Below are 25073 nucleotides of genomic sequence, written 5' to 3' on the forward strand. Positions count from 1 at the left end.
GCGGGAACGGCCGGGAGACCGGGATCCGCGCCACCGGCGGGCCGGGGCTTGCGCCTCGGCCCGCCGGGAACGACCGTCACCGCCCCGCCGCCATCGCAGGCGGCTCCCGCCCTGGGCGGGACTCGATGAACGAGCCCCCGCAACCCTCGGTTCCTCGTCGCAGGGCAGGCGCAGGGCACATTTTCTGCGTGACCCGTACACCGGCAGCGAGGCGATTTACGGTGAACGTATGCGACTCACCAAATTCGGCCACTCCTGCGTCCGGTTCGACACCGACGGCGGTGCCCTCGTGATCGACCCGGGCGTCTTCTCCGACCCCGCGGCCCTCGACGGCGCCGACGCCGTGTTCATCACCCACCAACACGCCGACCACTGCAACGACCCCGAGCTGCGGCGGCTCCTCGAAGACCAGCCCGAGACCGTGATCTACGGGCCCGAATCACTCGCGGAGGTGCTCGGGAACCTCCCGTTCACGACCGTGAGCGCGGGCGACACGATCCAGGTGGCGGGCACCGAGGTCAAGGTCGTCGGCAGGCATCACGCGGTGGTCCACCCGGACCTCCCGGTGGTCCCGAACGTCGGCTACCTCGTTGACGGCGTCTTCCATCCCGGCGACGCCCTCACGGTCCCCGACCATCCGGTCCGGGTGCTGCTGGCGCCGGTTGCCGCGCCCTGGCTGAAACTCTCCGAGGCCGTCGACTTCATCCGCCTGGTCGACGCGCCGGTCGTGCACCCGATCCACGACGCGATCCTCAGCAAGGACGGCATCACCATCGTCGACCGCAATCTCGTCAACCTCATCGGCGACCCGTTCCAGCGCATCGCCGACGGCGACACCGTCACCCTCTGAGGGACCGCCCACAATGGGCCCGGCACGAATGTCGTGCCCGGTCACCGTCCCCCTGCGACGCGCCGATTCCCGGGCCCGCTCAATTGAAGGCGGTGAACACGCCGCAGGCCGCGCTGACGGCGACCGCCGCCGCGCACACCAGCGGCGCCGCACCGAGGACGATCCAGTCCGCCGGGCGCATCCGCTGCTCACGCGCATGGGTCCGCGGGATCTCCGAGTCGAAACCACGCGCGTCCATCGCCGCCGCGAGGCGGCCCGCGCGACGAATCGCACCCACGAGCAGGGCGAACATGGTGGAGGCGAACAGGCGGACGCGCCGCACCGGATTCCAGCCGCCCTCCAGGCCGCGCGCCCGGCGGGCGCTGGTGATCTGCCGCCATTCCGCAGTGAGCAGCGGCAGCAGCCGCAGGGCCGCCAGCGCACCGAGCGTGAAGCGGGCGGGGGCGCGGAGCTGCTGGGTGAGCGCGTCGGCGAGGTCGGTCGGGTCGGTGGTCGCGAACCCCAGCACGCCCGCGGTGGCGGCGACGCAGACGCGCAGGCCGATGGCGGTGCCGTCGAGCAGTGCGCCGGTGCCGATCGTCAAGGGGCCGAGGTCGATCAGGATGCGGCCGGTCTGCTCGGCGGCGAAGACCGCGTTCACCGCCACCACGGTGCCGGCCGCGAACCAGAGCCAGCGCAGCCGTCGGGCGAGTTCGCCGAGGCGGATGCCGCTGAACGGGACGGCCGCGAGGAGCGCGGCGAGCAGGAGCAGCGGGGTGAGCCAGTCGGAGGCGATGAGCGCGGTCGTCGAGACGGCGGCGACCGCGGCGAGTTTCGCCACCGGGTTGACACGGGCGATGGGCGCCTGGGCGTCGCAGACGGGCGCGAGGGTCAGGGTCATCGGCGGTGCTCCTCGGCGAGCCGGCCTTTGCCGAGGACGAGTTCGCGTCCGGCGAGGGCGGCGGCGTAGTCGCGGTCGTGGGTGACGGCGAGGAGCGCGGTGCCTTCGTCGCGGATGTCGGCGGTGAGGTCAACGAGTTCGCCCCAGGTGCGCCGGTCCTGCCCGAAGGTGGGCTCGTCGAGCAGGAGCACGCCGGGTGCGGCGGCGAGCGCCCCGGCGACGGAGAGTCGGCGGGCCTCGCCGCCGGAGAGCGTGTGCGGGTTGGCGTTCGCCAAGGGCGCCAACCGGAGCCGTTCGAGGAGTTCGGCGACGCGGGCTTCGATGCGGTCCTTCGGCCAGCCCGCTTGGCGGGGCCCGAAGGCGAGTTCGTCCTTCACTGTCGCGGTGACGAACTGGTGTTCGGGGTCTTGGAAGACCGAGCCGACCCGTGTCGCGAGGCGCCGTGCCGGGAGCCGGTGCAGGGGCCGGGGTTCGCCGGGGACGGTGGCGTGCCCGCGTGTGGGTTTCACGAGGCCGCCGGCGAGGAGTGCGAGGGTGGACTTGCCGGAGCCGTTGGGTCCGGTGACGGCGAGCAGTTCGCCTTGGCGCAGTTCGAAGGAGACGTCCTCGAGGGCGGGCGCGTCGGACCCGGTGTGGACGAGCGTCAGCGATTCGCCTCGCAGCGCCGCGTCGCCCGCGTTCGCGGCCGGTCGGGTGGGGAGTGGTACGCCGGGCACCCAGACGCCTTGGGCGGCAAGGTGTTCACCGTGTTCGGCGAGGACGGCTTCGGCGGGGCCTTCGGCGATGAGGGCGCCACCGGGGCCGAGGGCGATGACGCGGTCGACCAGGTCGAGGATCTCGGCGACGCGGTGCTCGACGACGATCAGGGTCGCCTGGGTGTCGGCCAGCGCGGCCCGCAGCGCTTCGCGGACGTCTTGGGCGCCTTCGGGGTCGAGGTTCGCGGTGGGCTCGTCGAGGAGGATCAGGTCGGGGCGGCGGGCGAGGACTCCGGCGAGGGCGAGGCGCTGCTGCTCGCCCCCAGAGAGGGCGTGGGTGGCGCGGTCGACGCCGTAGGGGAAGCCGACGGCTTCGAGGGCTTCGTGGACGCGCGGCCAGATCCGGTCGCGGGGCATCGCCTGGTTCTCGAGTCCAAAGGCGACGTCGTCGCCGCTGCGGGCCATGACGAGCTGCGTTTCGGGGTCCTGGAAGAGGATGCCGACGCGGTCGCGCTGCTCGAGGGCGGGTTTGCCGTCGATGAGGACGTCGCCGTCCTGCTCGCCGGAGTCCTCGGTGAGGAGTCCGGCGAGCGCGGCGAGCAGGGTCGACTTGCCCGACCCGGAGGGGCCGAGCAGCAGGACCCGCTCGCCGGGTTCGACGCGCAGGTCGACGCCCGAGACCGCCTGGGCGCGGCGTCCGGCGTGGCGCCAGGCGAAGCCGCGGAACTCGACCGGGATCATGTCGTCGTCAGATTCGCGCGCGTTCGCGTCCGGCGGGGAACCGGTCGAGGACGCCGGTGGGGAGCATCGCCTTGACGAGGGCCTTGGATCCGAGCCCGGCGACGATCGCGCCGGAGAGCATCGCGAAGGCGATGTAGGGGACCTTGTAGGCCCAGAGGTCGAAGGTCGGGTAGTAGGCGATGACGTCGTAGAGGGTCGCGGCGAACGCGGCGAGGGCGCCGCCGGCGAGGGCGGTCGGGGCGCCGAAGCGGCGGTAGCGTCCGGCGGCGAAGGGCAGTTCGCCACCGAGTCCCTGCAGCAGGCCCTGGTAGACGATGAAGATGCCCCAGACGGAGCCGAGCAGCAGGGAGATCGAGGCGGCGATCGCCTCGGTGAGGATCCCGGCGCCGACGCGGCGGACGATGAGCGGGGCGAGGACGGCCGGGATCAGCCAGACGCCGTAGAGGATGCCTTTGAGCGGGGGCAGGAACGCGAGGGCGGGTTCGAGCCCGACCCAGACGAAGTTCCAGGCCCAGAAGACGACGCCGAAGGCGACGGCGAGGACGGCGCAGGTGAGGATGTCGACGGTGCGCCAGCGGCCGGGGCCGGCGAGGGCGGGGCTGTCGGGCATGGGCATGCCTTTCACGAGAATGGACACGACGCGACAGCGGTCGACGAACGACTTCCTCCGCCGGTATTACCCGGATCAGGTGTGAGGGTCTGCGGTCGGTTCCGCACTCTCAGCCAATCGGCTCCCCTGTCTGCTTCGACGTTAACACCAGGCGACGGGTCGGTAGCGTCAGCGATCCCGAGGGGTGGCGGCCGACGCTCGCACGCTCGCGCCTGGATGGGCGGCGGGCGCGTCCGGTCCGCTCGGTAGATTGCCGGGGTGACGACTGAACGGGATTGGGAGCGGGTGCGGCGGGTCGTGGAGGCGCTGCCGGAGGGCACCTGGACCTCGTACGGGGATTTGGCGGAGTTGATCGGGACGGGCCCGCGGCAGGTCGGGGCGTACATGCGCGACGGCAATGTCGCACGGGCCTACCGGGTCCTCACCGCGGGCGGCACGGTCTCGGAAGGGTTCCGCTGGACCGACGGCCGCACCGGCCGCGATGTGCCGGATCTGCTCCGCGCCGACGGCGTGACGGTGAGCGCGAAGGGCCGCGCCGACCGCACCCAGCGCATGTCGGTCTACGACCTCAAGCTCCTCGCAGCGGAACTCGACGAGGACGAGTCGATACCAGACGACGAGGAAGACTGGAAATAATCCACTAAATCGTGATATTTCCGGCCTTAGGGACCCCTGGCGCAAAAGTACTCCTCGGATGCGACATCCGCATTCGAACACGACCCGAGGAATCCTCGATCGGCACCTCACCCTCGCGGGGCGACGCGGGCGAGGCTCGGTCGCCGAGCGGGTCAGTGCAGCGCTTCGTCCCGGTCGGCGAGGCGCCAGGACGTGAAGGTGACGGTGAGGCCGGCCCGGCTCGGCGCGCAGCAGTAAGGCCCGGCCTTGACTTCGGCGTCGGGGTCGAGCGGGGCGAGGCGCACGAGCCGCCAGGGTTCGTCCTCTACTCGAGCGCGGACGATGACAGCGTCGTCGAGGCGGCTGGCCCGGACGGTGACCTCGCGGTCGGCCCATTCGGGCACCGGAGCGACCGACCAGTCGGATTTCCCGGCGGTGACCACCGCGCCGACCTGCGGCGCGCCGTCGGCGAACTCGACCCCGGCCTTGATCCAGTGCTCGGCGTCGACGCGGATCATCAGGCCCGCCTGGTCGAACTGCGCCTCGAACGCTGCGACGAAGCTCACTTCGACCGCCCGGTCGCGGTCCCAGTTCTCCAGGAGCGCGTGCTCGTCGTCGTGGACGAAGCCGTAACCGGTGTGTCTCCACGCGTCGCTGCCCTCGGCGGCGGTGACGAGCAGTCGGCCGTCCGACTCCTCCGCCGCGACCGGCAGCGCCGTCCAGGCGCCGGACTTCCAAGGGACTTCGATCGGTGCCAAGTTGTCCATCTCCCCGAGCCTAGTGGCGCCACCGACCGTCACACCAGTGCGGTACAACGGTCCTTATGGCAGGAACAGCGACACTCAAAGACGAAGCCGAGACACTGCTGCGCGCCCTCGCGGGCGAGCACGCGCGGCTGCGCGAGGACCAGTGGAGGGCCATCGAGGCGCTCTGCGAAGAGCGCGAGGACGGCACCGGCCGTCGCGTGCTCCTGGTGCAGCGCACCGGGTTCGGCAAGTCCGCGGTGTACTTCACGGCCACCTCGCTGCTGCGCCGCCGCGGTGCGGGGCCCACGGTGATCGTCTCGCCGCTGCTGGCGCTCATGCGCAACCAGATCGAGGCCGCCGAGCGCGCCGGGGTCCGCGCCCGCACCATCAACTCGGCCAACCCCGAGGACTGGGACGCGATCGCCGAGGCCATCGCCGAGGACGCCGTGGACGTGCTCCTCATCAGCCCAGAGCGTCTCAACAACCCCGCCTTCCGCGACTACCAGCTGCCGAAGCTCGCCGCCGGGTGCGGCATGCTCGTCGTCGACGAGGCCCACTGCATCTCCGACTGGGGCCACGACTTCCGGCCCGACTACCGGCGCATCGCCACCTTCATCGAGGACCTGCCCGACAGCGTCCCGGTCCTGGCGACCACCGCCACCGCGAACGCCCGCGTCTCGGACGACATCGCCGAACAGCTCGACCGCACGCACCACGACGCAGCGGACTCGGCGACACTCGTCCTCCGGGGAAGCCTCGACCGCGAGTCGCTGCGACTGTCGGTAGTGGACATGCCCGACAACGCCCATCGGCTCGCCTGGCTCGACGAGCGGCTCCCCCGCATGGACGGCTCGGGGATCATCTACACCCTGACCGTGGCCGCCGCCGAGGAGGTCAGCGACTACCTCTCGTCGAGGGGCCACGCCGTCGCCTCCTACACCGGCCGCACCGACAACGCCGAACGCCTTGAGCGCGAAGAGGAGCTGCTCGGCAACCGCCTCAAGGCGCTGGTGGCCACCAGCGCGCTCGGCATGGGCTTCGACAAGCCCGACCTCGGGTTCGTCGTCCACTTGGGAGCGCCGTCGTCACCCGTGGCGTACTACCAGCAGATCGGTCGCGCGGGCCGCGCCCGCGACCGGGCCGAGGTGGTGCTCCTGCCCGGCAGCGAGGACCGGGCGATCTGGGACTACTTCGGCTCCCTCTCGTTCCCGGCCGAGGAGGCGGTGCGCCGCACGCTCGACGTGCTCGCCGCCGAGGGCCGAGCGCTGTCGACCGCGGCGCTGGAGACGCGGGTCGACCTGCGGCGCACCAGGCTCGAGATGATGCTCAAAGTGCTCGATGTGGACGGCGCGGTGCGCCGCGTCAAGGGCGGCTGGGAGGCCACCGGCCAGGCTTGGGACTACGACGCCGAGCGGTACGCGAAGGTCGAGGCGGCCCGCAGGCACGAGCAGCGCCGGATGCTCGCCTACGAGGCCACCGACGCGTGCCGGCTCGAGTTCCTGCGCGCGGAGCTCGACGACGCCGGGGCCGCGCCCTGCGGGCGCTGCGACAACTGCACCGGCACCCGCACCGAGGCGGGCGTCTCAGCGGAGGCGGCCGAGGGCGCGAAGGCGGCCTTGTCGAAACCCGGCGTGCCGTTCGAGCCGAAGCGCATGTGGCCCACCGGGTTGCAGGCCATCGGGATCGACTTGAAGGGGAAGATCCCGGCCGAGTCGGGTGCCGAGGCGGGCCGGGCGCTGGCGCGGCTCTCGGACATCGGCTGGGGCGGTCCGCTGCGCGAGCTCTTGTCGGACGGCAGGGACCGGGAGGTCCCCGAGGACGTGTTCAAGGCGGTGGTGCAGGTGCTGGCCTCCTGGGACTGGGCGCAGCGGCCCGCGGCGGTCGTCTCGATGGGCTCGCTCTCGCGCCCGGGACTGGTCGACGGGATGGCCGAGCGCCTCGCGCGACTGGGCCGCATGGAGTACCTCGGCGCCTTGGGCCGCGCGGGCGACACGGGCTCCGGCGCGCACCGCGCCAACAGCGCGCAGCGCCTCCGACAGGTCCTCCATGCGTTCACTGTGGACTTTCCGGTCCCGGCTTCGAGCGTCCTCCTGGTCGACGACGTGCGCGACAGCGGCTGGTCGATGACCGTGGCCGCCATGCGGTTGCGCGAGGCCGGTGCGACGGCGGTGTATCCGCTGGCGCTCGCGCTGCAGGCCTGAGTTTGACACGGAAGCGATTGCGGGCCAGCGTGATTCGAACAGGCGGACGCCCCGGTCACCGTCGCCTTCAACACCGCTGGACCCCGGCGACGGGCGCATGAGGGGCCTGGCGGCGATGCCGCCGGGCCCCTCACGCCCGGTTGTCACAGGGCGCCCAGCACGGCCGGGAGATAACCGGCGCCGTGCCCCGAGGCCTTCGGGTGGTACGGCACGTCGATCAGGGTGAAGCCGTGCAGCCATGGCTGCTGCGAGCAGACCTCGTGGCCGGTGAACTCGTCGCGCACGTCCACATAGGTGAACCCGTGCGCTTCCGCGGTCTCCTGGATCACCGCCGAGAGCACGTCCGCGCCGACGTTCATGCGCTGCTGCTCGGCGATGCTGATCGAACCGAAGGCGTCGCAGGTGTTCCGCGCCGCGAACAGCCGCGGGTAGCCGGTCACGACGACCTCGGCGTCCGGCGCCCGCGTCTCGATCTCGATGTAGACCGCGTCGAGTTTCGCGGGCAGCTCCTCCGTGGCCTTGCGCTCGGCCTCCTGGATCGCCGGGGTGCAGTTCTGGAACGGGGTGATACACGCGGTGATCGCCTCGGTCCAGCCGATGTCGTTGCCGCCGATGCCGATCGTCACCAGGTCGGTCTCGGCGTCGAGCGCCTGCACCTGCACGGCGAGCACGTCGTCGGTGGTCGCGCCGCCGCAGGCCATGAAGGTGAACTCGGCGCCCAGCTCCACGGCGAGGAGGGACGGGTGGGCCTTGAGGGAGCGCTGGCAGACCGCCTCGGCGTACGGCCCGGCTCCGGAGCCCGACGAGTAGGAGTCGCCGAGGGCGACGTAGTAGACGGCGGTGTCTTGCGCTTGGGCCGCAACGGGAACGGCCAGAAGGGCGAGGGTTGCGGCGGCGACGGTGACCGCCCGGAGAAGTCGATGCATGGGGGGAGTTCCTCTGCGAGTCGTCGTTGACTTGCCACATATTGTGAACTCGCGAGTAACTTGTGGGGAACCCCTGCACCGTCACATATCAGGAATTTTACATATATCATTCTATTTTCGGGCGTTGCAGGCGTTGCGCCGCAGGCCATCGGCGGGACGGCAACCGCATCCCGCCGATGGTCCGCGCTAGGCGAGCACCCGGGCCACGGCCGGGTAGTAGCCGTTGAGATGGCCCGCCGTGTTCGGGTGGTAGGACTCGACAGCCGGGTAGGCCAGGCCGTTGAGATAGGCGACGTCGTCGCAGACCGCGTGCCCGTCGAACGCATCGCGAACGTCCACAAAGGTGAACCCGTGCTCCTCGGCCTTGTTCTGGAGGATCTCGGCGAGCCGGTCGGCGGCCTCGTTCATGCGCACCTGCTCGCCGACGTTCGGCTGTCTGAGCGCGCCGCAGGTGCGCTCGCCGTTGAACAGGCGCGGGTAGCCGAGCACGTAGACGTCGGCGTTCGGCGCGCGCTTCTCGATCGCTCCGTACGCGCCGTCGAGCAGACCGGGCAGCCGGTGCTGCACGAGGGCCTCGGCGTCCTCGATCTCGTCCAGGCAGTTCGCGAGCGGCGTGATGCAGGCCCTGATCGCCTCCGACCAACCGATGTCGTTGCCGCCGATGGTGACCGTGACGATGTCGGTGTCGACGTCGAGCGAGCCGAGCTGCTCGGAGTGGAGATCGGCGGTCGTCGCCCCCGAGCAGGCCTCGAAGGTGAGCTCGGCGCCGAGGCCGTCGGCGAGGAGCTGCGGGTAGGCCCTGTCCGAGCGGAGGCACTCCTCGTCGAAGTAGTCGCCGGTGCCGGTCCCGGAGGCGTACGAGTCACCAAGGGCCACATAACGTGTGAGGTCCATCTTGGCCTGGGCCGCCGCGGCGGGCGCGAGGGCGAATGCGGCGGTGGCGGCGAGGGCCGCGGCCGCGAGGCGGGCAGGGATCATGCGGTCTCCGTTCCGATCAGGTTCGAGGAGGAACGGTAATGCCCAGATGAGGTCGATCCTGGAGGAAACCGCTGGAAACGGTTGAAACTGTCGGAGACACGACGCAGCGAAGGCTCCTTTCACGACTTGACGCCTGCGCCGTGCTCCTCCCCTACGCTGGAGCCATGGGTGCATCGACGTCACCGCGCCGCCAGACCATGTCCGACCAGGCCCTGATCGAAGGCACCGGCGCGGACTGGAAGACCTGGCTGGCGCTCCTGGACGAACGCGGCGCGGCTCAGCTCGACCATGTCGCCATCGCACGGATGCTGGTGCGGGAATTCGAGGTCGACGGCTGGTGGGCGCAGTCCATCACCGTCGGCTACGAGCAGGAACGGGGCATGCGCGAACCAGGGCAGCGTCCCGACGGCACCTACAGCGCCACCGCCTCGAAGACCGTGCCCGCCTCCGTCACCGACGCGTTCGAGCAGCTCGCCGACCCCGCCCGGCAGGTTGCATGGCTCGGCGGCCTCGAACTGTCGCAGCGCAGCGCCTCCCCGCCGAAGTCGGTCCGGTTCGACGCCTCGGACGGCACCCGGGTCTTCGTGAACCTCGCCGCCAAGGGCGAGGGCAAGACCGCCGTGCAGATCGAGATCGCCGAACTCGGCTCGGCCGAGGAGGCCACCGCCGCCAAGGCGGCATGGAAGGCCCGCCTCGAGCGGCTCGCGGAGCGCTTGGCGGGCTTAGGGTTTCGCCGCCGGGGCCGCGGCATCCGTGGCCTCCACCGGCGGTCTCGGGGCCGCATCCGACCTCGCGCGACCGCGCGAGCGGGAGATCCCCACGCCGACCAGCGCCAACGCGCCGCCCGCGAGGGTCAGCCAGGTCGGGACCTCGTCCAGGAACAGCCAGGACAGGCCGACCACGATCGCGGGCACCACGTACGTCGTCGCGCCGAGCTTCCCCGCGGTGGTGAAGCGCAGCGCGTATCCCCAGGTCAGGAACGCCAGCGCGGTCGGGAAGAGGCCCAGGTAGAGGACGTGGAGCGTCGCGGAGGCCGGGGCGGACTCCAACTCGGAGAACAGGAGCGGGGCGAACGGCAGGCAGAGCACCGCGGCGATGGCGTTGCCGAACGCGGTGAACTGGAGCGAGGAGCAGTGCTTGAGTGTCGGCTTCTGGACCACGACGCTGATGGCGTAGGTGACGGCCGAGACCAGGCAGAGCAGGACGCCGATGACCGACGAGGCGCCGTCGCGCGACATGGAGAGGCTGACCACGGCGACGCCCGCGAAGGAGACCGCGATACCGAGGAAGAGGCGGGGAGGGAAGCCCTCCTTGAGGATCCACCCGCCGAGGAGGGCGATGAGGATCGGTCCGATGTTGACGATGAGCGCGGCGGTGCCGGCGTCGACGAGCTGCTCGCCCCAGTTGAGGGCGATCATGTAGAGGCCGAACCAGAGGATGCCGGCGGTGAGGATGCCGGGCCAGGCGGCGCGCTTGGGCAGGCCTTCACGGCGGAGGGCCCAGAAGGCGAGGAGGACGACGGCGGCGACGCCGGCCCGGCCGAGTGTGAGCGGTCCGGGGTCGAGGTGGCGGCCGGCGTCGCGGATGGACACGAAGGCCGAGGCCCAGCACAGGACGGTGATGCCGATGGCGATGGCGGCACGGGGATTGAACTTGTCGCTCATGGGCGGCGGCTCCTCAGGATGGCGCTGCCGGAGCGCCTTGGGTGGGCGGGCGGCTCCGGCCGGGGGGCGCTGGTGGCGCCGGGCCAAACCTAGCATCGAGGGGCGGTTTCGGTTATCCGTTATTCGACTGTGTTCATCGATGGACCGTGTACATCGCCGGGGAGGCGGGAACCCGATCGGGGTGCGCGGCGTCGAAGGGACATGATGGGACACAAGATGATGCAACGGTTCATCCCGGTCGTGGCGCTGCTGGCGCTCGCGGCGTGCGGGCAGGGTTCGGGCGACGGCGGGGCGGGCGACGGCGGGGCGGATTCGGCCGCCGACGATACGCGGCAGTCGGGCGATCCGACGCCTTCGGATGCGGTGGTCTACCAGGGGGCGCTGACGGTGCTGCAGGGCGTCGAGCGGGACGCGGCGGAGCTGTGCGGCGCGGTGGCGGAGTCGTATCCGCCGCAATGCGGGGGCCTGCCGGTGTCGGGCTGGGACTGGGACGCGGTCGAGCATGAGGAGGCACAGGGGGTCCGGTGGGGCTCGTACCTGGTGACCGGGACGTTCGACGGGAAGGCGTTCGTGCTCACGGAGGACCCGGTGCCGACGGAGGAGATCGACATGGCGGACTATCCCGAGCTCCAGTACCAGGAGCCGGAGATCGGCGACCCGGCCGAGGACCTGAGCGCCGCAGAGCTGCAGGCGATCGCGGACGAGATCATCGCGGAGTTCCCGCGCTATGTGAACGGCGGCTGGGCCGATGACCAGAACGGGGTCGCGATGATCGACACGCTCCTGGTGACGCCGGAGCTGGAGGCGTTCGCGGCGGAGCGCTATCCGGAGGACACGGTGGTGTTCGCCCCGATGCTGAAGCCCGTTGGACAGGGTTGAAGCACGACGAGTGATGGTATCGCCCTCCCACGGGACCCGGTCTCGGCGAAGCTTGCGAGCCGCGCATTGGCGGAGCACAGGAAATACTCCGGGGGTCCGACACGCAGTTTTCACTCCTAGAACATGAGCGTCTCCCGGGTATTGACACCTCAATCGCCACCCCTATGATAGAAACCGGTATCTATCCGGTCGGCCTGCCATTCGAGACGGCGGGACCCGGCGCGGTAGAAGCGTCCGCCGCATGGCGGACAATGAGCGAGCCCGCATCGCCGAACCGAGACGAGGCGGCCGCGCTTACAGCGCGGCAGCTCGGCGGTCGCGGGCTGACAGCCCGGCCGGCCCTGTGCCGGCCGGGCGGATCGCAGACTGGAAAGGGAACCTGGCGATGAGCCGAACCGATTTCACCTACGTGGAGAGCGTCAGCCCTGGTAGCGGGCGGCGCGATCCGCGGGCGGCGATGGCCTCCGACGCCGCCGCGCTCAGCCTCGACGGCGAGTGGCGCTTCAACCTGGCCGCCGGCCTCCACGACACCACCGAGGGCTTCGAGAACCCCGGCTTCGACACCGAATCCTGGGCCACCCTCGCCGTCCCGTCGATGTGGCAGATGCACGACCTCGACGGCGACGCCCCCTACGGCAAGCCGCAATACACCAACACGTACTACCCCTTCCCCGTCGACCCGCCCCGGGTCCCCGACGCCAACCCCACCGGCGAGTACCGCCGCACCTTCACCCTCCCCGCCGACTGGCCCGCCACCGGCCGCACCGTCCTCCGCTTCGAAGGCGTCGACTCCGCGTTCGCCGTGTGGGTCAACGGCGTCCTCCTCGGCGACGGCAAGGGCAGCCGCCTCCCCACCGAATTCGACGCCACCGAGCACCTTTCGGCGGGCGAGAACACGGTCGCCGTCCGCGTCCACCAGTGGTCCGCCGCGTCCTACCTGGAGGATCAGGACATGTGGTGGCTCTCGGGGATCTTCCGCCCCGTGGCCCTCGTCCACCGCCCCGAGAACGGCATCGAGGACGTCTTCGCGCACGCCGACTACGACCACGCCACCGGCCTCGGCAGCCTCCGCGTCGAGACCGCCGCGGGCGCCCGGGTCACCGTCCCTGAACTCGGCATCGACGTCGCCGCGGGCGAGACCGCCAGCGTCCCGGTCGAACCGTGGACGGCCGAGACACCGCGCCTCTACGACGCCGTCGTCGCGACCGCGACCGAGCGCGTGAACCTCCGCATCGGCTTCCGCACCGTCACGATCGAGGACGGCCTCCTCAAGGTCAACGGCAGGCGCATCCTGCTGCGCGGCGTCAACCGCCACGAATGGGACCCCGACACCGGCCGCACCCTCTCCGTCGAGACCATGCGCCGCGACCTCGAGATCATGAAGCGGCACAACGTCAACGCCGTCCGCACCAGCCACTACCCGCCGGACCGCCGCTTCCTCGACCTCTGCGACGAGATCGGCGTCTGGGTCATCGACGAATGCGACCTCGAGACCCACGGCTTCGTCCACCACGAATGGCGGCAGAACCCCAGCGGCGAGCCCATGTGGAGGGACGCCTACCTCGACCGCATGGCCCGCATGGTCGAACGCGACAAGAACCACGCCTCGGTCATCATCTGGTCCCTCGGCAACGAGAGCCACACCGGCGACAACCTCGCCGCCATGTCCCAGTGGGCCAAGCAGCGCGACCCCGGCCGCCCCATCCACTACGAAGGCGACTGGGACTCCGGCTACGTCGACATGTACAGCCGCATGTACGCCGACACCGCCGAGACCGACCTCATCGGCCAGCAGGCCGAAGGCCGCACCAAGGACCCGGCGCTCGACGAGCACCGCCGCAACATCCCGTTCGTCCTGTGCGAGTACGCCCACGCCATGGGCAACGGCCCCGGCGGGCTCACCGAATACCAGCGCCTGTTCGAGCAGTACGAACGCTGCCAGGGCGGGTTCATCTGGGAGTGGATCGACCACGGCGTGTGCCGCCGCACCGAGGACGGCCGCGAATGGTTCGCCTACGGCGGCGACTTCGACGAGCCCCTCCACGACGGCAACTTCGTCATCGACGGCCTGGTCTTCCCGAACCGCGAGCCCTCCCCCGGCCTCGTCGAGTTCAAGAAGGTCATCGAGCCCGTCCGCATCACCGTCCAGCCCGGCTCCCGCGCCATCGGCGTGACGAACCTCCGCGACTTCGCCGACACCGGCGACCTCGCGTTCACCTGGGCCGTCGAGGACGAGGGCCAGTCCGTGGCCGAAGGCGAACTCGAAGTCCGCGGCATCGCCGCAGGCGAATCCGCGGTCATCGCGTTCCCCGCCGCCGTCGCCGCGCTCGCGCGGCCCGACGGCGAACGCTGGCTCACCGTCCGCGCCGTCCTCGCCAAGGACGAGCCGTGGGCCGAAGCCGGGCACGAGATCGCCTGGGGCCAAGCGCGACTGGGCACCGCCAGTACGCCCGCCCCCAGCGGCGACACCGCGCCCGTCGCCGAAGGCGACGGCTACCGCCTCGGGAACGCCGCGTTCGACGCCCTCGGGCGCCTCACCGCCATCGGCGGCCTCGAGATCGAAGGCCCCCGCCTCGACCTGTGGCGCGCCCCGGTCGACAACGACCTGCTCGGCTGGGCCTCCCAGCTGGCGCCCAAGTGGAAAGACCGCAACGCGGGCCTCGACCGCCTGGAGCACAAGGTCCTCGGCATCGAATCCACTGCGGACTGCCTCACGGTGTCGACCCGCGTCGGCGCCGGTGGCGCCGAGATCGCCATGGGCGCCGTCTACCGGTGGCGGCTCGACGGCGCCCGCCTGTGGCTCACCGTCGAGGTGAACCCGGAGGGCGAGTGGGACTTCCCGCTGCCGCGCCTGGGCGTGCGCGCCTCGGTCCCGAAGGCGCTCGACCAGGTCGAATGGTTCGGCGGCGGCCCCGGCGAGGCCTACGCCGACACCCGCGCGGCCGCCCGCGTCGGCCGTTTCCAGTCGACCGTGGCCGGGATGCAGACCCCGTACGTGTTCCCGCAGGAGAACGGCTCGCGCATCGACGTGCGCTGGGCCAGCCTCACCGGCGGCGGCAAGTCGCTCAAGGTCTTCGGCGCGCCCGAGTTCGCGTTCACCGCGCGCCCGTGGACCAGCGAGCAGCTCGAAGCGGCGAACCACACCTACGATCTGGTCGCAGGCGACCGCGTCCACCTCAACCTCGACGCCGGCCTGCAGGGCATGGGCTCGGCCGCGTGCGGCCCCGGGGTCCTGCCCCAGCACCGGCTGCTCCCCGAGGCCACGGCGTTCACGCTCGGCTTCGAGGTGACCGAGTAACACCGATGCGACGGGTTCGCGCACAATGGAATCTGCGAGCGTGCACGCCCCGGGTGCGGACCCGTCGCATCCCCGAGAGACCGGTGAGAGAAGGCCCCCAGTGACCAAGAAGTCGAATACCGAGACGGGCAAGCGCCCCACGATCAGGGACGTGGCCGCCCGCGCCGGCGTATCGGTGCCGACGGTCTCGCGGGTCCTCGCCGGGAACTACCCGGTCGCGCCCGCGACCCGCGCCAAGGTGCTGCGCGCCATGCGCGAACTCGACTACGTGGTCAACGCCCACGCCCGCGCGCTGGCCGGGGCGACCACGAAGACCGTGGCGTTCGTGGTCGACGACGTGACCGGACCGTTCTACGCGTACATCGCGCGCGGGGTCGAGCAGCAGGCCGCCTCTGAAGGGCGGCTGTGCCTGCTCTGCACCACCCACGGCGACCCGGAGCGGGAGCTGGCGGTCGTGGAGCTCATGCGCGAGCAGCACGCGGAGGCCGTGATCGTCGTCGGCGGGGCCTGGGACGACGGGAAGTACAACGAGCGGATGCGCTACTTCGCGTCGGCGCTGGACCGCTCGGGGTCGCGGCTGGTGCTGTGCGGGCGGCCCTCGCTGGGCGAGGACGTTCCGGCGACGGTGGTGCACTACGACAACGAGGGCGGCGCGTACGCCATGACCTCGCACCTGCTCTCGGCCGGGCACCGCACCATCACCTACATGGGCACGGGCATCGGACACTCCACTACGGACGAACGCCTGCGGGGTTTCCGGCGCGCGCACGCCGACTACGGCATCGAGGTCGACGAGTCCCTGCTGATCCCCGGCGAGTTCTCCAAGCAGAGCGGTTTCGAGATGACCCGCGAACTCCTGTCGAAGCGCGACGACGTGACGGCGGTCTTCAGCGCCACCGACATGGTCGCCGCGGGCGTGCTCAAGGCCCTGCGCGAGGCCGGCATCGACGTCCCGAAGGACATGTCGGTGGTCGGCTTCGACGACATCCCGCTGGCCTCGGACCTCACCCCGGCGCTCACCACCGTGCACGTGCCGCATGAGGAGCTGGGCCGCGAGGCGGTGCGGCTGGGGCTGCGCCGGGAGGCGTCGGCCCCCGACCAGGTCGTCCTCGGCACCCACATCGTGGTGCGCGAGTCGGTCGCCCCGCCGCCGCGCCGCGCCTGACGCAGACGTTTCGGGGCCGGGCCGCTGTGAGCGGCCCGGCCCCGTTGGTTCGCGGTGCCGATCGGGACCCCGGTCAGCGACGGTCCTCGTCCTCGTCGCCGGTGAGGCGTTCCTTGGCTCGGTGGAGCTTCTCGTCGCCCTTCTCCTGAAGGTCGTGCCACTCCTCCTTCGCCTTGCCCTTCAGCTCCTGTGCCCGCCCCTCGTTCGCGAGGCGCTCGTTGTCGGTCGCATCGCCGACCTTCTCCTTGGCGCGACCGATGAGCTGCTCGGTCTTGTCCTTCGCCTTGTCGATTCCACCCATGGCTTGCCGTCCCTTCTCGAACGGTGATTGCACGGGGGGTGTACCCGCTCAGCGTCCGGGCACACTTCGGCAGGTCAGGGACGGGACGCGTCGGACTCGGGCTCGGAGGCGGGGTGGTAGGCGGCATGGTCGAAATCGGCGAAGCCGCCTTCGGCCGCGAGGTCCTGGACCCAGAGGCCGACGAACGCGCCGGTGAAGCCGAAAGCGTGCAGCAGACCGGGTTCGACCCAGGTGGCGTGCTCGTCGGAGAGGATCGTCGCGTCGCGCTCCACCGGCGGCTCCGTCCAGGTCCCGGGCCCGCCGGAGCCATGGTCGCGGTAGGCGAATCGCAGGACCGGGCCGTCGAAGACGATGCGCAGGTCGAGGTCCGGGCCGACTTCGGCGATGGTCTCGAACGTGCGGCGGCCGCGGTCGGAGCCGACGAGGGTGAGCGTGCGCCGCCCCTGTTCCAGGCCGACCTGCAGGCAGTACCAGTTGAAGCTGTTGTAGTAGGCGGTGATCCCGGCCGTCTGGTCGCCGGTCTGCGGGTCGAACGCGAGGCCCGCTTCGAAGACGCCGTGCTTGGCGGTGACGCGCTGCGCGACGAGGCTGGGCGTGCGCCTGCCGTGCGGGGACTGGCCGCCGGTGATGCGCAGGTGCGAGGGGCGCGCGGTGAGGCTGAGCCAGGCCGGGTCCGCGTGGCGGCGCAGCGTGTTCCAGCGGGGGTCGAGACGCGGGCCGTCGAAGTCGTCGCGGGCGGGCGCCTCCGGCCAGGGATGCGGCTCCAGGGCCGGGGCGGGGACTTCCAACGCCGGTGCGGCGCCGTCGATCCGAGGCCAGCCGTCGGCCCAGGAGACGGCGGCGATCGCGGTCTCGCGGCCGAGGACGCAGCGGCCGGTGGCGTCGCGGTCGCGGGCGCTCTCGGGGAGGCCGTCCTCGACCTCCGTGTAGGGCCGCGAGGTCAGGTACGTCATGTACCACTCCCCCGCCTGGGTGGCGACGAAGCACCCGTGCCCGGCCTTCTGCAGCGGCAGGTCGAGCTTGTCGCGGGTGGTGAGCAGCGGGCCGTTCGGATCGAGCTCGTAGGGGCCGAGGAGGTTCCGGGAGCGGGCGACGATCGCGCCGTGGTTGAAGCCGGTTCCGCCCTCGGCGCAGAGCAGGTAGTACCAGCCGTCGGCCTTGTACAGGTGCGGGCCCTCGGTGATGCCGGCCGGGCTCGATGCGAGGAGCAGCGTCGGCTCCCCGATGGCCTTGCCGTCTTCGAGCCGCTGGATCTCGACGCCCTTGAATCCCGTGATCATGTTGAGGAGCCAGGTGGAGCCGTCGTCTTCGTGGAACAGGGCGGCGTCGAAGCCGCGTCCCGGCAAGCGGATCGGGTCGCTCCACCGACCGTCGATCGACTCGGCGGTGATCAGGTAGTTGGCGCAGTCCTTGTAGCCGTAGGCGTAGTTGTCGAGGACCGAGAAGACCAGGTGGAACCGGCCGTTCGCATAAGTGAGGTCGGGCGCCCAGACGCCGCCGGAATCGGGGACGCCGGTGAGGTCGAGCAGCCTCGGCGAGTCCGCGATCCCGCCGAGCGGCCGCCAGTGCCGCAGGTCCCTCGAATGGTGCAGGCGGATGCCCGGACACCATTCGAACGTCGAGGTCGCCAGGTAGTAGTCCTCCCCGACTCGGACGATCGAGGGATCGGGGTGGAAGCCCGGCAGGACGGGGTTGCGGATCACATCGTTCACGGGATTCGATTCAACCGGTCCGCGCCAGAGTTTGCAAGCGCTATCCCATGGAATCGTCGGTCCCGCGAGGCAGAATCTTGTGGTGATTCCTTCCCGCGACTTCCAGATCCGCCCCGTCTCCCCGGCTGAGCACGCCGCGCTCGGCGACGTCTCGGTCCGCTCCTACCTCGAAGGCGGGCTGCTGCTCAAGGGCCTCGACGACCCCTACACGCCGAACCTGCGCGATGTCGCGCTCCGGGCGGCCTCGTCGACCGTGCTCGTCGCCGTCGACGAGCACCCCGGCGAGGACGGCGGCCACGCGCTGCTCGGCGGCGTCACGCTCGCCTTCCACGGCAGTCCCATGGCGCAGCTGGCCGGGACGGGCGAAGCCGAGATCAGGATGCTCGCCGTCGATCCCGCCGCCCAGGGCCGCGGCGTCGGTGCGGCGCTCGCGGCCGCGTGCGTCGAACGGTCCCGCGCCGATACCGGGACGAAGTCGGTCGTCCTCTGCGCGCTGCAGGACCTCGCGAACGCGCACCGCATCTACACCCGCCTCGGGTTCGAGCGGGCGCCCGACCTCGACTGGTCGCCGATCCCCGACGTGCTCCTGTGGGGCTTCCGCCTCGAGCTCTAGAGGCAATGCCGTTCGGCCCGACCACTGCCCCGACCGAACCGCATTGGGGCTAGAGCAGCGCCCCGAACGCCCGCCTGTAATCGGCGAGCGCCCCGTCGACCTCGCCCTCGCTGAGGCCGTACCGGGTCAGGTCGTACCGGTGCGTGGTCGGCCGGTTCGCCAGCGTCGCGTCGAGGGCGTCCGCTTCCGTCCGCCCCCATGGCGCGCCGAGGTGGTCGAAGAGCTGCGGCATGCGCTCGCGGGCGCGGTCGGTGAGGTCGCGGTAGGGCACGTCGACGACGGCGTAGGCGGGCATGCGGGCGCGGGCGGCGCGGGCGCGGTCGAAACCGGTCGCGAAGAGTCCCAGCCAGGTCCGGCCGATCTCGTGGGGGTCGATCTCGCCGGTGTTCATGGCGGTGGCGGTCTCGGTCATCGAGCAGAGCGAGGCGAGGGCGGCGGCGGGGTCGCGGTGGGTCCACAGGATCTGGGCGTCGGGGAAGGTCTTGGTGAGCGCTCCCAGGTTCCAGAGGTGGGCGGGGGCGCGGAGGACCCAGCGGCGGCGCGGGCGTCCGTGCTGCAGCACTTGGAGGGTCTGCTTGAGGTAGCGGTAGTCGGGGGTGTAGTCGCGCTCCAGCATCCACTGGACGTAGCCGGGGGGTTGGGCGCGCACGAGGTGGCCGATGCCGTGCGGGAGGACCCAGACGTCCGCGTCGGGCTTCTGCGGGTGCATGTCGTAGACGGCGCCGAAGGTGGGGATGGCTTTGCCGAGGAAGTCGGTGGCGCGTTCGGCGCGGCGCAGGTGGACCGCGGTGTCGAGGTCGGCGTGCATGAGTTCGTGCATGAGCGGGGAGCGGTGGGTGTCGGGGACGGCGAGGAGCCGCTGGAGCATGGTGGTGCCGGAGCGGGGGGCGCCGGTGACGACGATGGGGCGGCTGATGGGCTCGTCGGCGATCTCGGGGTTGAGGGCGTGGAGCTTGCGGGTGCGGAGGCGGTTCTCGAGGCGGTCGGTGACCTCCTGCTGGACGGCCACCCAGCCGGTGAGGGTGAGGCCCTGGATGTCGGCGTAGCCGGCGAGGAGGACGCGCATGTCGTCGACGAAGCGCTCTTCGCCGTGGGCGGTGGAGCCGGTGCGGTGCTCGGCTTCGCGGACGGCGCGGTCGAGGAGGCGGTCGATCTTCTTGCGGCGTCCCGCGATGGCGGGGGTGAGCACGGTATTGACGGCTCTGACCCAGGGCGAGACGCGTTCCATTCGTACCACTCCTTTTGTCCCGCTTGAAAACTGAGGTGAGCCTACATTCAGAGCCGAATGCTGGCCCACCTCAGTGCGGTGCGGTGTGTCCTGGACCTACCGCTCGGTCGGCTGCACTTCGAGCGGGATCGCGGCGGCGATCTGTGGGGCGAGTTCGGCGACGAAGCTCGCGGACAGGTGATTGCCGTCGCGGTAGATGAGGAGGTTGCCGACGAGGACGGGGCAGGTGCCCTGGTCGACGTCGCAGAGCCACGGGGTCGAGTCGACGACGTTGGCGCCGGCGTCGGTGACGGCGTCGATGAGCTGTTCCCGCCGTTCGGGTTCGACGACCGAGTCCTCGAGGTCGCCGACGCAGACGCTGGCGTCCTGGGGGTTCTCGGCCAGGCAGCCGGGCACGTCTTCGCCGATGTCCGGGTTGTCGGCCATGTAGTAGACCTCGTCGGCCACCTCCTGGAGCCGGTCCACGGTCGCGACCCAGCCGTCGATCCAGGCCTGGTCGGGGTCGTCGGCGATGACGTCCTTCTTGTCGAAGGAAGTCGCGACGACGACGTCGGGTTCGACTTCGCCGAGGTAGTCGATGACGTCGTCCTTCCACTCCACGCACTCGGTGTACTCGCGGCCGAGCTTCGGGTCGTGTTCGCGGACGTCGGCGACGGAGCAGTTCGCCTTGGTCATCACGAGCAGTCGCCAGCCGGAGGCTTCGGCGGTCTGCCTGAGGGCGGGGAACCATTGGCCGGCATGGGAGTCGCCGTAGAGGACGATGGTCTTGTCGCCCTCGGGGTCGCCGTACCAGCAGTCCTTGTTGATGTTCGGGTCGTCCCGGTCGATCTGGCAGCCGTCGTCGTTGAGAGCGGGCACGTCCTCGACCGCGCCGTCCAAAGTGGGCGTGAGATTGGCCGGGACGGTGTTCACGTCGGAGGATTCGCCGAGCAGCTCCCAGACGGTGGTGTCGTTGCCGGTGATCTCGGTGGCCTCTTCATTCGACTGCTCCGGCATGGGCTGCGCGGCCATGAACAGCGAGGCGGCGAGGGCGGTGGCGACGAGGCCGCCGCCCATGGCGAGCGCGCGGGAGGGCACCTGGACGAGCGGGCGGCGGGTGCGGATCGGGTTCTCGACGAGGTAGAACGTGGCGATCGTGAGCAGGAACGCGACGCCCATGAGGACGAGGTGGTGGCGCACACGCACCTCGTCGAGGCCCCACACGGCGGGGCCGATCATGATGAGCGGCCAGTGCCAGAGGTAGAGGCCGTACGAGATCTTGCCGATGAACTGGGCGGGCCCGATGCCCAGGAGCATGGTCGCGCCGAAGCGGTGCGGCGCGCATCCGGCGGCGATGACGAGCGCGGTGCCGACGACGGGCAGGAGCGCTGCGATGCCGGGGAAGACGGTGCGCTCGTCGAGAACGAACACGGAGGCGGTGATGAGCGCGAGCCCGGCCCAGGAGGCGAGCGCGGCGGCCCATTTGGGAGCGAGCGCGCGGATGCCTCCCGCGGCAACGGCGATGAGCGCCCCGACGGCGAGTTCCCATGCGCGCGTGTGGATGCCGAAGTAGGACCAGGTCGGGTCGCTTTGAGTCCAGTTGGCGCTCATCCAGAACGAGACGCCGGCGGCGATGACGAGGAAGGCCGTGATGGCCGCGGTGCGGCCCGGTCCCCTGTGGCGGTGGCGGGCGGCGGTGAACTTGCCCGGCTTGCCGAGCTTGGCGCCGAGGAATGCGATGGCCAACAGGACGAGCGGCCAGACGATGTAGAACTGCTCCTCGACTGCGAGCGACCAGAAGTGCTGCAGCGGTGAGGGATCGACCGTGGCGTTGAGGTAGTCGGTGCCCTCGAGCGCCAGGCGGATGTTGATGACGTTGAGCGCGGCGGTGGCCGCGTCGGCCGAGATCTCGCCGAGGCGGGTGCGGGGCAGCCAGATCCAGGAGGCGACGAGCGTCGCGAGCAGGACCGTGGCGGCGGCCGGAAGGAGCCGCACGGCACGGCGGGCGTAGAACCCGGCGATGGACACGCTTCCCGTGGTGTCGATCTCGCGCAGGAGCAGCGAGGTGATGAGAAAGCCTGAGATGACGAAGAAGACGTCGACGCCGACGAATCCTCCGCCCATGTAAGGGAAGCCGATGTGGGCGGCGATGACGACGCCCACGGCCAGGGCCCTGAGGCCTTCGATGTCGGGCCGCCAGTGGCTGGGGCGCGCACTGGTCGGGTTCTGGTTCTCCTGGTCCCGCCGGCCGATCCGCTGGATCTGGACGGTCTCGGGATCCCGCTCTGCTATGCGGGCGGCGGCGTCCGCGGACGTCTTCGCCGGTTCTGTTGCGTTGGTCAGACGCATGAGTGATCGGTCTCCGAACGGTTCACCGGGCATCGGACTCCCAGCCGGGCAGGGCTGGGCTGACTGGGGGTCGGGGTCTTGCCGGGGACGATTGCCGACCTTAACACTGACCGCCGATTGGGATCCACCCACTCGAAAACGGTGATGTACCCCTCAGCCGCAGCGTATCGGGGTGGATACGCCACGCGGAGCGGCGAGGGCGCCCCGATGTTCGGGGGTGCCCTCGCCGTGGGTTCTCGTCTGTTTCGGTGTACGCCTGGGACAGGCCCTAGGGAACGCCCGGGGGCTCGGGGGTCCGTCGGAGCAGGCCCTCCTGGGTGGCCGAGGCGAGGTGCACCCCGTCCGCGTCGAAGAACCGGCCCTGGGCCAGCCCGCGGCCGTCGGCCGCGGTCGGCGACATCGAGTCGTAGAGGATCCAGTCGTCGAAACGGAACGGCCGGTGGAACCACAGAGCGTGGTCGAGGCTCGTCCCGAGGTAGCCGCCGGGGCCCCAGACCTCGCCGTGGCGGGACAGCACCGAGTCGAGCAGCGTCAGATCGGAGGCGTACGTGAGCACGCACACGTGGATGAGCGGGTCGTCGGGCAGTCTGCCGTCGGCCTTCATCCACACCCGCTGGTGCTCCTGCGCCGGGCGCTCGCCCGAGGCCGAGAAGCCCGAGCCGCCCCCGGCATAGCGCACGTCGATCGGACGCGGTACCCGCGACCAGATGCCGAGCCGGTCCGGGTGGGCCTTGAGCTGCTCGCTCAGTGGCGGGATCTCCTCGGGTCGGGCCAGCCCGTTCGGGGCCGGGTCCGAGTGCTCCAGGCCGCGCTCGCCGGTGTGGAACGAGGCGGACATGAAGAAGATCGTCTGCCCGTTCTGCAACGCCACCGTACGGCGCACGGAGAAGGAGCGGCCGTCGCGGATGTGCTCGACCTGGTAGACGATCGGCTTCGTCGAGTCGCCGGGGCGCACGAAGTAGCCGTGCAGCGAGTGCACCCGCCGGTCGCCAGGGACGGTGCGCCCGGCGGCGACCAGTGCCTGGCCGGCCACCTGGCCGCCGAAGACCCGCTGGAGGCCCACCTCGGCCCGCGGACCCCGGAACAGGCCCTTGTCGATCTCCTCCAGGTCGAGGACGCCGAGGAGCGAGTCCACGGCGTCCTGGCCCACGAGGACTTCACGCCCTGAGCTGTGCAACGGTCAGGAGCCGATCTGGTGGACCCGGACGGTGTTCGTCGAGCCGGGGGTCCCGGCCGGCGTGCCGGCCACGATGACGACGAGGTCGCCCGGCTCCGCGAGGTGGTGCTCCTGCATGGTCTTGTCGACCAGCTTGAACATCGCGTCGGTGTGGTCCACGTGCTCGACCAGGTAGGAGTCGGTGCCCCAGGACAGCGCCATCTGGTTGCGGACGCTCTCGATCGGGGTGAGCCCGTAGATCGGGCGGTCCGGCTTGAGGCGGGCGAGGCGCTTCACGGTGTCACCGGTCTGGGTGAACGCGACGAGGGCCTTCGCACCGATCGCGTCGGCGATGTCGGCGGCCGCGTGGGTCACCGCGCCCGACTTCGTCTTCGGGTCGTGCAGCAGTTCGCGCAGCGGGATCGGGCCGTTCTCGGTGGTCTCCACGATCTTGGCCATGGTGCGCACGGTCCCGATCGGGTACTTGCCGACCGAGGTCTCACCGGAGAGCATCACGGCGTCGGTGCCGTCCAGGACGGCGTTGGCGACGTCGGAGACCTCGGCGCGGGTGGGCCGGGCGTTCTCGATCATCGAGTCGAGCATCTGGGTCGCGACGATCACGGGCTTCGCGTTCTCGCGGCAGAGGTTCACGATCTCCTTCTGCACGATCGGGACCTCGTCGAGGGGCATTTCGACGCCCAGGTCGCCGCGGGCGACCATGACGCCGTCGAAGGCCAGGACGATCTCCTCGAGGCGCGCGACGGCCTCGGGCTTCTCGACCTTCGCGATGATCGGGCGGCGCACGCCGACCTCGTCCATCACCTTGTGGCCCAAGCGGACGTCATCGGGGGTGCGCACGAACGACATCGCGATGAGGTCCACGCCGAGGTTCAGCGCGAACTTCATGTCGGAGATGTCCTTCTCGGACAGCGCCGGCACGGAGATGTTCACGTTCGGCAGCGACAGGCCCTTGTTGTTCGAGACCGGGCCGCCCTCGACCACGAGACACTCGACGTCGGTGTCGTCGGCGCTGAGCACCTCGAGGGCCAGCTTGCCGTCGTCCACCAGGAGGCGGTCGCCCTTGGAGACCTCGGCCGGCAGCTTCTTGTAGGTGCAGGACACGCGGTCGTGGGTGCCGTCGATGTCGTCCGAGGTGATCTTGATGCGGTCGCCCGCGTCCCACTGCTCGGTGCCGTTGACGAAGGTGCCCAGGCGGATCTTGGGGCCCTGCATGTCGGCCAGGATGGCTACGGGCTTCCCGGCGGCGTCGGCGGCCTCGCGGACCATCTGATAGACGGCCTCGTGGTCGGCCTGGGCGCCATGGGAGAAGTTCATGCGGGCGACGTTCATGCCGGCGTCGATCAGCCCGGCCATACGCTCGGGCGTGGCCGTGGCAGGCCCGATGGTGCAGACGATTTTTGCTCTACGAGTCACCCTGCGAGCTTATATCGGACGCCTACTCGCACTCGCAGGGTCTCCGCAGTTGA

The 25073-nt window shown here is 70.8% G+C and carries 21 protein-coding genes and 1 riboswitch; of the genes, 7 read left to right on the forward strand and 14 right to left on the reverse strand.

Translation table 11 applies throughout. The annotated features are described in order from the left end of the window. Positions 1 to 229: 229 nt before the first annotated feature. Positions 230 to 850: an MBL fold metallo-hydrolase gene (locus tag JHY01_RS00400; RefSeq protein WP_205323614.1), complete on the forward strand. Its 621-nt coding sequence runs from the start codon at positions 230 to 232 to the stop codon at positions 848 to 850. Between the two features lie 79 nt (positions 851 to 929). Here the strand turns inward: JHY01_RS00400 and JHY01_RS00405 are convergent, their stop codons facing one another. From JHY01_RS00405 to JHY01_RS00415, 3 genes are read right to left on the reverse strand one after another with little or no spacing between them, the layout of a single operon-like run. Continuing rightward, entirely contained in the window at positions 930 to 1730 is an 801-nt protein-coding gene (locus JHY01_RS00405) for an energy-coupling factor transporter transmembrane protein EcfT (RefSeq protein ID WP_205323615.1), read from the reverse strand. After that, positions 1727 to 3166 (reverse strand): ABC transporter ATP-binding protein, encoded by a 1440-nt coding sequence (locus JHY01_RS00410; protein WP_205323616.1) that lies wholly within the window; start codon positions 3164 to 3166, stop codon positions 1727 to 1729. Before JHY01_RS00410 ends, JHY01_RS00405 begins: the two co-directional genes overlap by 4 nt. Before the next feature lie 7 nt (positions 3167 to 3173). Then, positions 3174 to 3776, reverse strand: a complete 603-nt coding sequence (locus JHY01_RS00415) for an ECF transporter S component (RefSeq protein WP_205323617.1) — start codon at positions 3774 to 3776, stop codon at positions 3174 to 3176. A 35-nt stretch (positions 3777 to 3811) separates the two neighbouring features. Continuing rightward, positions 3812 to 3914: riboswitch (TPP riboswitch) on the reverse strand. Between the two features lie 120 nt (positions 3915 to 4034). Here JHY01_RS00415 and JHY01_RS00420 point away from each other — a divergent pair. Then, positions 4035 to 4412: an MGMT family protein gene (locus JHY01_RS00420; RefSeq protein ID WP_205323618.1), complete on the forward strand. Its 378-nt coding sequence runs from the start codon at positions 4035 to 4037 to the stop codon at positions 4410 to 4412. Positions 4413 to 4564: 152 nt separating this feature from the next. Here the strand turns inward: JHY01_RS00420 and JHY01_RS00425 are convergent, their stop codons facing one another. Continuing rightward, positions 4565 to 5158: a DUF1349 domain-containing protein gene (locus JHY01_RS00425; protein ID WP_205323619.1), complete on the reverse strand. Its 594-nt coding sequence runs from the start codon at positions 5156 to 5158 to the stop codon at positions 4565 to 4567. 56 nt (positions 5159 to 5214) lie between these two features. Between JHY01_RS00425 and JHY01_RS00430 the strand changes: the two genes are divergently transcribed. Further along, entirely contained in the window at positions 5215 to 7338 is a 2124-nt protein-coding gene (locus JHY01_RS00430) for a RecQ family ATP-dependent DNA helicase (RefSeq protein ID WP_205323620.1), read from the forward strand. 143 nt (positions 7339 to 7481) lie between these two features. Here the strand turns inward: JHY01_RS00430 and JHY01_RS00435 are convergent, their stop codons facing one another. The 4 genes from JHY01_RS00435 to JHY01_RS00450 form a co-directional block, all read right to left on the reverse strand. After that, positions 7482 to 8264, reverse strand: coding sequence for an SGNH/GDSL hydrolase family protein (locus JHY01_RS00435; protein WP_205323621.1), 783 nt, complete (start codon positions 8262 to 8264; stop codon positions 7482 to 7484). A gap of 186 nt (positions 8265 to 8450) precedes the next feature. Continuing rightward, a complete protein-coding gene (locus JHY01_RS00440) occupies positions 8451 to 9242 on the reverse strand; it encodes an SGNH/GDSL hydrolase family protein (protein WP_205323622.1) in 792 nt (263 codons plus the stop codon). Between the two features lie 412 nt (positions 9243 to 9654). After that, complete coding sequence (locus JHY01_RS00445) at positions 9655 to 9915, reverse strand: hypothetical protein (protein ID WP_205323623.1); 261 nt, start codon at positions 9913 to 9915, stop codon at positions 9655 to 9657. Positions 9916 to 9964: 49 nt separating this feature from the next. Beyond that, a complete protein-coding gene (locus tag JHY01_RS00450; protein WP_205323624.1) occupies positions 9965 to 10906 on the reverse strand; it encodes a DMT family transporter in 942 nt (313 codons plus the stop codon). Positions 10907 to 11110: 204 nt separating this feature from the next. Here JHY01_RS00450 and JHY01_RS00455 point away from each other — a divergent pair, with 204 nt between their 5' ends. The 3 genes from JHY01_RS00455 to JHY01_RS00465 all read left to right on the forward strand — a co-directional run bounded on the left by JHY01_RS00455 (position 11111) and on the right by JHY01_RS00465 (position 16248). After that, positions 11111 to 11785 carry a hypothetical protein gene (locus JHY01_RS00455; protein ID WP_205323625.1) on the forward strand — a complete coding sequence of 225 codons (675 nt, stop codon included), beginning with the start codon at positions 11111 to 11113 and terminating at the stop codon, positions 11783 to 11785. Positions 11786 to 12170: 385 nt separating this feature from the next. Then, positions 12171 to 15083 carry a glycoside hydrolase family 2 TIM barrel-domain containing protein gene (locus JHY01_RS00460; RefSeq protein ID WP_205323626.1) on the forward strand — a complete coding sequence of 971 codons (2913 nt, stop codon included), beginning with the start codon at positions 12171 to 12173 and terminating at the stop codon, positions 15081 to 15083. Positions 15084 to 15183: 100 nt separating this feature from the next. Beyond that, positions 15184 to 16248, forward strand: coding sequence for a LacI family DNA-binding transcriptional regulator (locus tag JHY01_RS00465; protein WP_307814094.1), 1065 nt, complete (start codon positions 15184 to 15186; stop codon positions 16246 to 16248). Between the two features lie 73 nt (positions 16249 to 16321). On the opposite strand, the gene JHY01_RS00470 is transcribed toward JHY01_RS00465, so the two are convergent. After that, positions 16322 to 16549 carry a CsbD family protein gene (locus tag JHY01_RS00470; RefSeq protein ID WP_205323628.1) on the reverse strand — a complete coding sequence of 76 codons (228 nt, stop codon included), beginning with the start codon at positions 16547 to 16549 and terminating at the stop codon, positions 16322 to 16324. A gap of 74 nt (positions 16550 to 16623) precedes the next feature. Next, a complete protein-coding gene (locus JHY01_RS27550; protein WP_205323629.1) occupies positions 16624 to 18261 on the reverse strand; it encodes a family 43 glycosylhydrolase in 1638 nt (545 codons plus the stop codon). A gap of 82 nt (positions 18262 to 18343) precedes the next feature. Here JHY01_RS27550 and JHY01_RS27155 point away from each other — a divergent pair, with 82 nt between their 5' ends. Further along, positions 18344 to 18874: a GNAT family N-acetyltransferase gene (locus JHY01_RS27155; protein WP_205323630.1), complete on the forward strand. Its 531-nt coding sequence runs from the start codon at positions 18344 to 18346 to the stop codon at positions 18872 to 18874. A gap of 49 nt (positions 18875 to 18923) precedes the next feature. Here JHY01_RS27155 and JHY01_RS00485 read toward each other — a convergent pair whose 3' ends face one another. From JHY01_RS00485 to pyk, 4 genes are all read right to left on the reverse strand, one after another. Then, complete coding sequence (locus JHY01_RS00485; RefSeq protein ID WP_205323631.1) at positions 18924 to 20102, reverse strand: sulfotransferase; 1179 nt, start codon at positions 20100 to 20102, stop codon at positions 18924 to 18926. A gap of 96 nt (positions 20103 to 20198) precedes the next feature. Then, positions 20199 to 22430: an acyltransferase family protein gene (locus JHY01_RS00490; RefSeq protein ID WP_205323632.1), complete on the reverse strand. Its 2232-nt coding sequence runs from the start codon at positions 22428 to 22430 to the stop codon at positions 20199 to 20201. Between the two features lie 268 nt (positions 22431 to 22698). Further along, entirely contained in the window at positions 22699 to 23580 is an 882-nt protein-coding gene (locus JHY01_RS00495; RefSeq protein ID WP_307814098.1) for an acyl-CoA thioesterase II, read from the reverse strand. A gap of 30 nt (positions 23581 to 23610) precedes the next feature. Further along, on the reverse strand, positions 23611 to 25020 hold the full coding sequence (pyk, locus tag JHY01_RS00500) for a pyruvate kinase (RefSeq protein WP_205323634.1): 1410 nt from the start codon (positions 25018 to 25020) through the stop codon (positions 23611 to 23613). Between the last annotated feature and the right edge of the window lie 53 nt (positions 25021 to 25073).

This window comes from Glycomyces sp. YM15 (assembly GCF_016918015.1).
Lineage (GTDB): Bacteria > Actinomycetota > Actinomycetes > Mycobacteriales > Micromonosporaceae > Glycomyces.

Excerpts from the sequence above, each read along its gene's own strand:
- JHY01_RS00400 (WP_205323614.1), top strand. The coding sequence starts at position 230 with ATGCGACTCACCAAATTCGGCCACTCCTGCGTCCGGTTCGACACCGAC.
- JHY01_RS00405 (WP_205323615.1), bottom strand. The coding sequence starts at position 1,730 with ATGACCCTGACCCTCGCGCCCGTCTGCGACGCCCAGGCGCCCATCGCC.
- JHY01_RS00410 (WP_205323616.1), bottom strand. The coding sequence starts at position 3,166 with ATGATCCCGGTCGAGTTCCGCGGCTTCGCCTGGCGCCACGCCGGACGC.
- JHY01_RS00415 (WP_205323617.1), bottom strand. The coding sequence starts at position 3,776 with ATGCCCGACAGCCCCGCCCTCGCCGGCCCCGGCCGCTGGCGCACCGTC.
- JHY01_RS00425 (WP_205323619.1), bottom strand. The coding sequence starts at position 5,158 with ATGGACAACTTGGCACCGATCGAAGTCCCTTGGAAGTCCGGCGCCTGG.
- JHY01_RS00430 (WP_205323620.1), top strand. The coding sequence starts at position 5,215 with ATGGCAGGAACAGCGACACTCAAAGACGAAGCCGAGACACTGCTGCGC.
- JHY01_RS00435 (WP_205323621.1), bottom strand. The coding sequence starts at position 8,264 with ATGCATCGACTTCTCCGGGCGGTCACCGTCGCCGCCGCAACCCTCGCC.
- JHY01_RS00440 (WP_205323622.1), bottom strand. The coding sequence starts at position 9,242 with ATGATCCCTGCCCGCCTCGCGGCCGCGGCCCTCGCCGCCACCGCCGCA.
- JHY01_RS00450 (WP_205323624.1), bottom strand. The coding sequence starts at position 10,906 with ATGAGCGACAAGTTCAATCCCCGTGCCGCCATCGCCATCGGCATCACC.
- JHY01_RS00455 (WP_205323625.1), top strand. The coding sequence starts at position 11,111 with ATGGGACACAAGATGATGCAACGGTTCATCCCGGTCGTGGCGCTGCTG.
- JHY01_RS00460 (WP_205323626.1), top strand. The coding sequence starts at position 12,171 with ATGAGCCGAACCGATTTCACCTACGTGGAGAGCGTCAGCCCTGGTAGC.
- JHY01_RS00470 (WP_205323628.1), bottom strand. The coding sequence starts at position 16,549 with ATGGGTGGAATCGACAAGGCGAAGGACAAGACCGAGCAGCTCATCGGT.
- JHY01_RS00485 (WP_205323631.1), bottom strand. The coding sequence starts at position 20,102 with ATGGAACGCGTCTCGCCCTGGGTCAGAGCCGTCAATACCGTGCTCACC.
- JHY01_RS00490 (WP_205323632.1), bottom strand. The coding sequence starts at position 22,430 with ATGCGTCTGACCAACGCAACAGAACCGGCGAAGACGTCCGCGGACGCC.